Genomic DNA, 10705 nt, shown 5'->3' with positions numbered 1-10705 from the left:
AAACATTTTAAATATAGAAATATGAACCTTTTAAAAAAGCTCTTCATTGCAGTTTTAATAACTACCGCAATAGCAGGATGTAAAAAACTGGATATTGTTCCCACTGATAGATTTTCGGACGCTACTTTTTGGAAAGTTGATGCTAACGTATACAACGCATTATACAATAACTACCATTTAATTTATAATGATGGACTGTATTTTAGCGCCGAAGCATTGTCTGATAACGCATATTCACGCGCCGGAGATCCTGCCATCATATCTGGCGGAAATGCAACCGCTGCTACCGGAAAGTTTGCTGGAGATTGGTCAAATTATTACTCCGACATAAAGTCGTGTAATGAGTTTTTAACTTTTGTTGGCCAAAATACCACGCTATCTAAAGATGTATTGAACAGAATGATAGCCGAAACACGTTTTTTACGTGCTTTTGCACATTTTAACTTAACAAAATGGTATGGTGATGTGCCTTTGGTTACAAACAACATTACTCCCGATGAGGCAAAAGTGATAGCGCGGACGCCGAAAGCAGATGTTGTTAAATTTATTCTTGCCGAACTGGATGCGGCTATACCTAACCTGCCCTCAAAAGATGCACTTCCGGCAAGTGAAAACGGCAGGATCACCAAAGGCGCCGCTTTGGCGCTGGAAGCAAGAGTGTTATTATACCAGGGCGACCGGATGGCTGATGTGGTGACCGTTTGCGAAAAGCTGATGAACGACCAGGCTACTAACGGCACCTATTCATTAAATTCAAGCTACACCGATTTGTTTAGCGATAAGGTAGTAAACAAAACCAATAACGAAACCATCCTTTCATTACAATACGTGCCTACTACATATACCTGGTCAGACTTTTTTGACTTTGCCCCATTATCAGTAGGTGGCCGCGTAATTGCTAATTCGCCAACACAGGAATTGGTTGACGATTATATTATGCTAAACGGAAAAGCAATTACTGACCCTGCATCTGGTTATGATATAAACAACCCATACGTAAACCGCGATCCGAGGCTTACTGCCACCGTAGTTTATGATGGATACAAATGGAATAACGGTGGCGGCGTAAATGGTACAAGTAAAACCATTTATATAAAACCCGGAAGTGATCCTTCTGATAATTCCAGTAACCCTAACGGTCCCGACGAGTTTGTTGGAGACAGGGAAAGCTCATCGCCAACAGGCTACTATTGGCGTAAGTATTTCGATCCAAATGCATTGGCCAGTTATGTATCAGGCTTGAACCTGCATTTATTCAGGTATGCCGAAATTTTGCTTGATTATGCTGAAGCAAAAAACAGCCTGGGGCAAATGAATGCAACCGTTTGGAGCCAAACTATCGGCGCCTTGCGGGCGAGGGCCGGCTTTACTGATCCGGGTGCGTTAAATTATCCTGCCAGCGGTGATATGGCCACTATTATCAGACGGGAAAGAAGAGTAGAATTAGCCTTTGAAGGTATAAGAGCAGATGATATCAGAAGATGGAAAATAGCTGAAGTTACGATGAACGGCTATGCGCATGGCGCCAGGTTCTCTGGAGACCTAACTACGGATAACGGTTATATCAGGGCCCAGAAAAGGCAATTTAACCCGGCCAGGGATTATTTATGGGCAATACCTGCAAATGATCTTAGTCTTGACAAAAATCTGACTCAAAACCCAGGCTATTAATTCATAATCCATAAAACAGAAAAAATGAAGACTTTTATAAAATTAAGCTTTGTGGTTATGTTAGCCATTATAGCAATAACTTCCTGTAAAAAGGATACAAGGGCCCTTAATACCGACGTAGCCCCGGTAACCGCACTTGCGGCACCTGAAAATGCGGCAAGCTTCACCCTGGCACCTTCAACGGGCCCAAGTATACAGTTTAAATGGAGTGCAAGCACAACACAGGACCTGGTACTTTATGAGGTAGCTTTTGATAAAGCAGATGGCGATTTCAGCAAACCGGTTTACAAGGTGCTTTCTGATGGCTCAGGGGTGCAGGCACAGGCCACAATAACACAAAAGGTTTTGAACACCGTTGCATCACTGGCAGGCATCGCGTCGTTAAGTACCGGAACATTAAAATGGACTGTTATTGTTTCTAAAGCAACCAATGCAAAAGTTAGTACAACAACTCATACAATTCAGATAACCAGGCCTGCCGGCTTTGCTGTTCTTCCAAATACGCTTTATCTTACAGGAACGGCTACAGAGAAGGGTAGTGATATTACACAGGCAATTGCCTTCAAAAAAACAGGTGATGGCCTTTTTGAGCTTTACACTTCTTTACAGCCGGGTAGCTACACTTTAATTGATAAGAACAGCGGAACACCTGCTGTATATTCTGTACAAAACAATTCCTCTGTTGTGGCAGGTGGCAGTACAACCGTAACAGGCAGCAAAAATGTTTACAGAATTTCTATTGACCTTAGTAATGCCGCTGCTACTATCACGCAGATTGTTTCCGTTGGATTCTTTAATGCGCCGGATAATAAAGTTTATTTTGAACTACCTTATATAGGTAACAGCCAGTGGGAGATTGATAACACCACTATAACCATTCCGAAAGAGTCATATGGTTTGGATAGCCGTTACAAGTATAAATTTACTGTAATGGATTCAGCCGGAAATCAATCAGTAGAATGGTATGGAAGTATAAACTCCGATAACCAGGACCCTTCTGCTGCAACGCCTGCGTCTTATTATTACATGTACCCGGTAGATAATTCACAGTTTAATTTTTGTTTCAAAGTTAACCCGGGTTACAATAACAAAAATGCCAATGTGAATGTTAATTATAGCCCCGGTATACCTAATTATACCAATACAATTACATTAAAATAAACGGCTTTAATGGGTTACAGCTAATTAGCTGTAACCCATTAATCTTTAATTCTACACTATGAAATTCAAACGTATTAATTATTACACCCTAACCATATCAACGTTGTTTATTGGGTTGGCATTATTGTCTTGTTCAAAAAAGAACGATTCGGTACCGCCTCCCAAAAACACCGATACCACTACAGTAAAACCGTTTGTTTATAATTATGCATCACTTGCTGATACACTGCAAACCTTTACTTATGGTACGTTTAAATCTGCTGATGGGAATTACTTTATTCAAAATAATAGCGGCAACAACACCTTCAACTATTGGCCGAATGCACACATGCTGGATGTTTTAACTGATGCTTATTTAAGAACAAAAAGCGGGGTTTATACCCAGCGGATGAAAACGCTGTTAAATGGTATTAAAATAGCTAACGGCGGTGCATATCCAAACGAATTTTATGACGATATGGGTTGGCTGGCTAATGCGAGCCTGAGGGATTATAACATCACCAGCGATGCAGATTATTTGAACGTTGCCCAAATTCTTTATGCTGAAATTAAAGGCGGTTCAAACAGCATAACAGGGGGAGGTATTGCCTGGCAACGGACACAGTTATACTATAAAAATATCCCGTCAACCGGTAATATGACAATTTTGGCTGCGCGGTTTTATGAACTGCAAAATAAGCCTGAGGACCTGGCTTTAGCCAAAAGCCTTTACAATTGGATGAAAGCCAAATTGGTGAACCCAACATCGGGCGTGGTGCTTGATGGAATTAACCGGAACCAGGACGGACAGGTGGATAATTGGATATTTACTTATAACCAGGGTTTGTTTATCGGCTCTGCAGTTGAGCTTTATAACATTACAAAAGACCCAGCCTACCTGCAGGATGCTATTCTTACAGCAAATAATGCAATTGCAGATCCCAATTTAACTGCAAACGGTATATTTAAAAGTGAAGGGCAGGGCGACGGCGGTCTGTTTAAAGGAGTTGCAGTAAGGTACCTGACATTGTTAGCCGAATTGCCGGATCTGGATGCCGCTGATAAGATTAAATATGCCAATTTTCTGCAAAAAAATGCCCAAACGCTTTATCTGAAAGGTATTGGAAGGCCATCAATGATGATCAGTCCCGATTGGAACATACTTCCATCAGGCAGTACTGACCTTACTACACAACTAAGCGGCGTAATGATGATTGAAGCGGCAGCGAAGTTGAAAGCTGATGGCGAAATTCAGTAAGCGGAGGCTTTAAAGGCGGACCCTATATCTACCTATAGTAAATTAATTTTTACCCGTCAAAAACTCCGTTGAATACGCAAGGGCTTATAATAGTTTAGGTTAGTTATCATCACTTGATGATGATTATGCGTCCCGGGATGAGATCCGGGACGCTTTTTACATTCTGATATACAGACAATTTTTCTTGACTCCTGGTCTCTTGATTCTTGTCTCTTTCCTCTACACGTTAAACCTGAAATGCATAATGTCGCCATCCTGCACAATATATGTTTTGCCTTCAACGCCTAATTTACCGTTTTCCTTAATAATCGCTTCCGAGCCATTGAATTTTACAAAATCTTCATATTTTATAACCTCCGCGCGGATAAAACCTTTTTCAAAATCGGTATGGATAACACCTGCGGCCTGTGGGGCAGTAAAGCCTTTGGTGATGGTCCATGCCCGTACCTCTTGTACACCTGCAGTAAAATAAGTGGCCAGGTTAAGCAGTTTATATGCTGCTTTGATCAGTTTATTTACGCCTGATTCTGTCAGTCCCAAATCGTCCAGGAACATCTGGCGTTCTTCGTAGGTTTCCATCTCGGATATTTCCGATTCTATTTGTGCCGATATGATCAGTACTTCCGCGTTTTCTTCTTTTACTGCTGCTTTTACTCTTTCAACATAAGCATTGCCGGTGTTAACCGATGCTTCGTCAACATTACAAACGTACATTACCGGTTTGGCGGTTAAAAGCCAGATGTCGGCAATATATTCCTGGTCTTCTTCAGCAACCGGAGCCGTACGGGCTGATTTACCTGCCAGCAAATGATTTTTGTAAACAGTAAGCACATCAAAGGTTTTTTTAGCCTCTTTGTCGCCTCCTGTTTTGGCCATTTTTTCAACTTTCTGGATCTTCTTTTCTATCGAATCCAAATCTTTAAGCTGTAGCTCAGTATCAATAATCTCCTTATCACGAATAGGATCAACAGAACCATCCACGTGGATCACATTATCATTATCAAAACAACGTAAAACGTGTATAATGGCATTGGTTGAACGGATGTTGGCTAAAAACTGGTTACCCAAACCTTCGCCTTTGCTGGCGCCTTTAACAAGGCCTGCTATATCAACTATCTCAATAACATTTGGAACAACATTTTTAGGATTAACTATTTCTGTAAGCTTGGTTAAGCGTTCATCAGGAACGGTTATTACACCCACATTTGGCTCAATGGTGCAAAACGGAAAGTTTGCTGCCTGCGCCTTGGCATTTGATAAACAATTAAAAAGTGTTGATTTACCCACATTCGGCAAACCCACTATACCACATTGAAGTCCCATTTTTTATAAATTAGTTCATGGTTCATGGTTGATAGTTCATAGAAGCTGCCATGAACCATGAACTATCAACTATGAACCACTCCCAAAAAGCTGCAAAGATAACAGAAAAAATTGCCCGTGATTTGAAAAAATAAACGACTTTTGCGGCAATACAAAAAACACGCAGATTTAAATATGTAAACGGAGGATTTTTTATGGAAGAAATGGTTGAACAGATAAGCGCATTACTGGAAAATGAAGATAATACGCTGTTACAGGAATATTTGAACAACTTAAATATATCAGAAGTTGAAGAGCTGATAGATGAACTTCCTAAACATGGCCCTTTGTTTATTGAAACATTATCGCTTAACCGCGCTGTAAATGTATTCCGCATCCTGGATTTTCCTACACAGGAGCGTATTATCAAAAAAATTTCGGGGCAAAGGGTTGCCGGATTGATAAATGAGCTGCCTCCGGATGACCGTACCGCACTTTTTAGCGAGCTGCATGGTGATGCTGTACAGAAACTAATACAGCACCTTTCACCTGGCGACCGGAAAGAAGCTTTGCAATTGCTTGGGTACGAAGAGGACAGCATAGGCCGCTTAATGACGCCTGATTATATTGCAGTGAAAAAAAGCTGGGATGTTAAGCGGGTGCTGAAGCATATTCGCGAATACGGTAAAAACTCGGAAACTATTGATGTAATATATGTGTTGGGCGATAAAGGTGTTTTACTGGATGATATCCGGATAAGGGAAATTTTATTGGTTGATCCTGATACAAAAATAAGCCAGTTAATGGACGGAAGGCTGATAGCCCTTAAAGCTACTGATCCGCAGCAGGAGGCTATCAACATATTCAGAATGAATAACAGGGTGGCTTTGCCGGTTACGGATGATGCTAATGTGTTATTAGGTATAGTTACGGTTGATGATATTTTGTGGATAGCAAACGAAGAATATACCGAGGATATCCAAAAGATAGGAGGTACTGAGGCCCTGGATGAACCGTACCTTGATATAAATTTATTTAAACTGGTAAAAAAACGTGTCGGCTGGCTAATTGTTTTGTTTTTAGGCGAAATGCTTACCGCCACTGCAATGGGTTATTTTGGTGATGAGATAGGGGTAGTGGTAGCGCTGGCATTCTTCTTACCGCTGATCATATCAAGCGGCGGTAATAGTGGTTCACAGGCATCAACATTAATTATACAGGCTATGGCGTTAGGCGAGGTAACGGTTGCCGATTGGTGGCGGGTTATGCGCCGGGAATTACTTTCGGGATTAATGCTGGGGGTAATTTTGGGTGTGATTGGCTTTTTTAGGATAACTATATGGAGCGGGTTTAGTACCGTTTACGGTCCGCATTGGCTGCTTATTGCATTTACAGTTGGCTTTGCATTAATTGGTGTTGTGCTTTGGGGGTCATTAGCAGGTTCGATGTTGCCGCTGGTATTAAAAAAACTTGGCGCCGACCCTGCAACATCTTCTGCACCGTTTGTAGCCACCCTTGTTGACGTAACCGGTTTGATAATTTATTTCAGCATTGCCTCAATTATAATGCATGACATTCTTCATCCTGCGGCAGCGGCACATCATGCTGCTTTAATACATAATCTTATTCCCAGAGCGGCTGGCTTTAGCATTTAGGTAAATAGGCTACAACAAATTTTTAGCTAAACAAAAAACCCCTGCTGGTTAGGCAGGGGTTAATATTAGTTTAGTTAGTTTAGTTTGTTCAATTAAATCTCGAAAGAAAAATCCTCATCGGCAGTTTTAGCAACTTCCTGGGTTTCGCTGTATTCGTAACGTTTCTCCACAACTTCCTGGTTTGCTTTTATGTACTCAATAGTATCTTTTAAGCCATCAGCAAATTTTTCGAAATCTTCTTTATAAAGAAAGATCTTATGCTTAATAAAGACGCCATCTTCCAAACGCTTTTTGCTTTCGGTAATAGTAACATAATAATCGTTTGAACGGGTTGCCTTTACGTCAAAAAAATAAGTCCTCTTCCCTGCTCTTACCTTCTTTGAATAAACCTCTTCACGCTCTCTGTTTTCAAAATCTCCCATAATATATTTATCGTAACTAGTTTTGGTTGGCATAAATATAAATAATTTTTCAAAGTACAAGTATTTATTCTAACAATAATGAACTTTTGTTGTAATTATTCTATTTTTTGATCTCTTTTACACGTTTTCTTCCTCTTCCAGCAGCTGCTTTTCGTATAATTCGAAATAAACGCCTTTTTGCTGCATTAGGTAAGCATGGGTTCCCTGTTCAATAATTTCACCATTATCCATCACCAAAATTTTATCGGCATTTTTTATAGTCGAGATCCGATGGGCAATAATTATACTGGTTTTGCCCTGCATATTACGGCCAAGGTTATTTAATATTTCTTCCTCTGTACGGGTATCAACAGCCGACAGGCAATCATCAAAGATCAGGATCTGCGGATGTTTAACTATTGCACGCGCTATTGAAACGCGTTGCTTTTGTCCGCCTGAAAGTGTTATGCCGCGCTCGCCTATCAGCGTTTCAAAACCTTGTTCAAGTTCCATGATATTTGTATAAACGGCGGCATCTTTTGCGGCTTGCGATACTTTATGCATATCTAAAACATCAGCGCTGAAAGCAATATTATTGGCTATCGTATCTGAAAACAGGAACACCTCTTGCGGTACAAAGCCTATTTGCGACCGGTAACCTTCCAGGTTGAGCTTATTTATGGCTACCCGGTCAACCAAAATCTCGCCACCGGTAGTATCATACATCCGCATAATTAAATTGGCGATAGTTGATTTTCCCGAACCTGTGCGACCAATAATTGCAATCATTTCGCCGGGGTTGGCCGTAAATGACACATTTTTTAGCGCCTGGATGCCGGTATCAGGATAAATGAAGGATACATTATTAAATTCGATATGTCCGTTTACAGATATTTTTTCAACATTCGGCGATATGATCTCCGGCTGTTGCTGTAAAAATTCATTAATCCGTTTTTGTGATGCAGCTGCCCGCTGAATAAGCGAAGTAACCCAGCCTAATGAGATAACCGGGAAAGTAAGCATATTAAGGTAAACTATAAACTCGGCAATATTACCCGATGTAATGTTACCCTTCATTACTTCAATGCCGCCTATGTACATAGTTATAACGTTACTTAAGCCAACCAGCAGCAGCATTAAAGGATAAAACATGGCCTGTACTTTAACAAGTTCCATGGAGTGTGTTTTATAATTTTCACTCTCAGCAGCAAACTTGCCGGTTACATGCCCTTCGCGCACATATGATTTGATAACCCTGATCCCTGAAAAATTTTCCTGCACAAAGCTTGAAAGGGCTGATAATCTCTGCTGGATCTTTTCGCTTCTAAAGTTGATGGTATTATTTACGTAGTATATTATTATGGCTAAGATGGGTAAGGGCAATACGGAAAATATGGCAAGCCTTACATTTACGGTAAGCATAACGTAAATAACCATTATAAAAAGTACCACTGTATTTATGGTATACATAATACCCGGCCCAAGGTACATGCGCACCCGGCTAACATCTTCGGTTACCCTGTTCATAAGGTCGCCGGTATTGTGGCGTCGATAAAAAGCGAGGGACAGTTTTTGATAATGATGGTAGATCTCGTTCTTCAAATCATACTCAATATGCCGCGACATCAGGATAATGGTTTGTCTCATAAAAAACAGGAACAAACCGCGCAATAAAGCTAACACCAGCACCAGGATCCCAAATAAAAGCAGGCTAGAGCCAAAGATCTGGTAAATAACATCCTGCCTGTTAAAGCCGGAGAAAAGACGGTAAAGGGCTATGTTTTCAGTAACCAGGTCAAATGCCACCCTGATAACCTGCGCCGGTAACACCCCAAAAATATTTGAAATTATAACAAACAAGACACCGGGAATAAGTCGCCAGCGGTATTTATAGAAAAATTTGTTGAGGTATGCGAGGTCCTTCATAAAGTTGAAAGTCCGAAAGTCCGAAAAGTTCGAAAGTCGGAAAGTTCAAAAGTAGGTTAATGTAATTAATTATTCAAGTTAATATGCCGTGTAAGCTAGTACACCAACTTCCAATACCGCCAATTTCTTTTAGACTTTCGAACTTTTCGGACATTCGGTCTAAACAAAAGTTTGCTGCAATAAAAAAAACACATACTTTTGTCCAATCCGAAAGGAATTATTTACCTTGTTACCTCTGATGCCGAATTCAAACTCCAGTGAATCAATATTTAGCCAGCTTGAGGCTTACGGACATAAGAAAGTTGTGTTTTGCAGCGATCCCGATACAGGTTTAAAAGCAATAATAGCCATTCATGATACCACGCTTGGTCCCGCTTTGGGCGGCACGCGTATGTGGGCTTATAAATCAGAAGCTGATGCTTTGTATGATGTATTAAGGCTGTCGAAAAGCATGACTTATAAATCTGCTATTGCAGGTCTTAACCTGGGCGGTGGTAAAGCAGTTATCATAGGCGATTCGCATAAGGATAAAACAGAGGCTTTGCTGCGTAAGTTTGGCCGCTTTATAAAAAACCTTAACGGCGAATTTATTACAGCGGAAGATGTGGGCACCAACCCGCGGGATATGGAATACATCAGGATGGAAACCCAGCATGTTACTGGGGTGCCTGAAACCATAGGTGGTAGCGGCGACCCTTCTCCAATAACTGCTCTGGGGGTTTTTATGGGAATAAAGGCTTGTATAAAAGAGCTTTATGGCAATGATAACTTAGCCGGCAGATCAGTAATCGTGCAGGGGATTGGGCATGTGGGCGAAAAACTGGTGAAACTGCTGCGCGATGAAAATGCAAAAGTTTACGCCAGCGACATTAATGAGGATCTTTTAGGGCAGGTAGCCAAAAAATATGGCGCCGAAGCGGTTTCAAACAATACTATTTTTGATATTGATGCCGATATTTATGCCCCGTGTGCGTTGGGTGCAACCATTAACACACAAACAATTAATAAGCTTAAGTGTGCTATTATAGCTGGTTCGGCTAATAACCAGTTGGAGGACGAAAATATTCACGGGCAAATGCTGCTTGAAAAAGGCATATTATTTGCACCGGATTATGTAATAAATGCAGGAGGAATTATTAACTGCTACTCAGAACTAATGGGCTTTAGTAAAAAAAGAACCATGCAGCTAACCGAAAATATTTACGAAGCTACCCGTAATGTTTTAAAGCTTTCTAAAGCCGAAAGCATTTCTACAACTGATGCCGCTAATAAAATTGCCGAAAAAAGAATTGCTGATATTAAAAAAGTGAAATCAACCTATTAAAATACCAAATAACCCACTAACTTTGTGG

General features: G+C 40.7%; 8 protein-coding genes. 5 read left to right on the top strand and 3 right to left on the bottom strand.

Going from position 1 to position 10705, the window contains the following annotated elements:
• Positions 1-21: 21 nt before the first annotated feature.
• The 3 genes from BUE31_RS25825 to BUE31_RS25815 are packed head-to-tail and all read left to right on the top strand — an operon-like array spanning position 22 to position 4069.
• The gene (locus BUE31_RS25825; RefSeq protein ID WP_073406752.1) at positions 22-1671 is read left to right on the top strand and encodes a RagB/SusD family nutrient uptake outer membrane protein; all 1650 of its coding nucleotides are present in this window, start codon (positions 22-24) and stop codon (positions 1669-1671) included.
• A 24-nt stretch (positions 1672-1695) separates the two neighbouring features.
• Complete coding sequence (locus BUE31_RS25820; protein ID WP_073406751.1) at positions 1696-2832, top strand: SusE domain-containing protein; 1137 nt, start codon at positions 1696-1698, stop codon at positions 2830-2832.
• 58 nt (positions 2833-2890) lie between these two features.
• Positions 2891-4069 carry a glycoside hydrolase family 76 protein gene (locus tag BUE31_RS25815; RefSeq protein WP_073406750.1) on the top strand — a complete coding sequence of 393 codons (1179 nt, stop codon included), beginning with the start codon at positions 2891-2893 and terminating at the stop codon, positions 4067-4069.
• A 219-nt stretch (positions 4070-4288) separates the two neighbouring features.
• On the opposite strand, the gene ychF is transcribed toward BUE31_RS25815, so the two are convergent.
• Positions 4289-5392, bottom strand: coding sequence for a redox-regulated ATPase YchF (ychF, locus tag BUE31_RS25810; protein ID WP_073406749.1), 1104 nt, complete (start codon positions 5390-5392; stop codon positions 4289-4291).
• A gap of 194 nt (positions 5393-5586) precedes the next feature.
• Between ychF and mgtE the strand changes: the two genes are divergently transcribed.
• Positions 5587-7026 (top strand): magnesium transporter, encoded by a 1440-nt coding sequence (mgtE, locus tag BUE31_RS25805; RefSeq protein WP_083620320.1) that lies wholly within the window; start codon positions 5587-5589, stop codon positions 7024-7026.
• 92 nt (positions 7027-7118) lie between these two features.
• Here mgtE and BUE31_RS25800 read toward each other — a convergent pair whose 3' ends face one another.
• A complete protein-coding gene (locus BUE31_RS25800; protein ID WP_073406782.1) occupies positions 7119-7448 on the bottom strand; it encodes a DUF3276 family protein in 330 nt (109 codons plus the stop codon).
• 117 nt (positions 7449-7565) lie between these two features.
• On the bottom strand, positions 7566-9353 hold the full coding sequence (locus BUE31_RS25795) for an ABC transporter ATP-binding protein (RefSeq protein WP_073406748.1): 1788 nt from the start codon (positions 9351-9353) through the stop codon (positions 7566-7568).
• A 238-nt stretch (positions 9354-9591) separates the two neighbouring features.
• On the opposite strand from BUE31_RS25795, the gene BUE31_RS25790 reads away from it, so the two are divergent.
• Positions 9592-10677 (top strand): Glu/Leu/Phe/Val family dehydrogenase, encoded by a 1086-nt coding sequence (locus tag BUE31_RS25790; RefSeq protein ID WP_073406747.1) that lies wholly within the window; start codon positions 9592-9594, stop codon positions 10675-10677.
• Positions 10678-10705: the final 28 nt, after the last annotated feature.

The sequence above is a fragment of the Mucilaginibacter sp. OK098 genome (genome assembly GCF_900142915.1).
Classification (GTDB): Bacteria; Bacteroidota; Bacteroidia; order Sphingobacteriales; family Sphingobacteriaceae; genus Mucilaginibacter.
The sequence above is the reverse complement of the archived record's forward strand: the minus strand, read 5'-3'. Positions and strand labels throughout refer to the sequence as shown.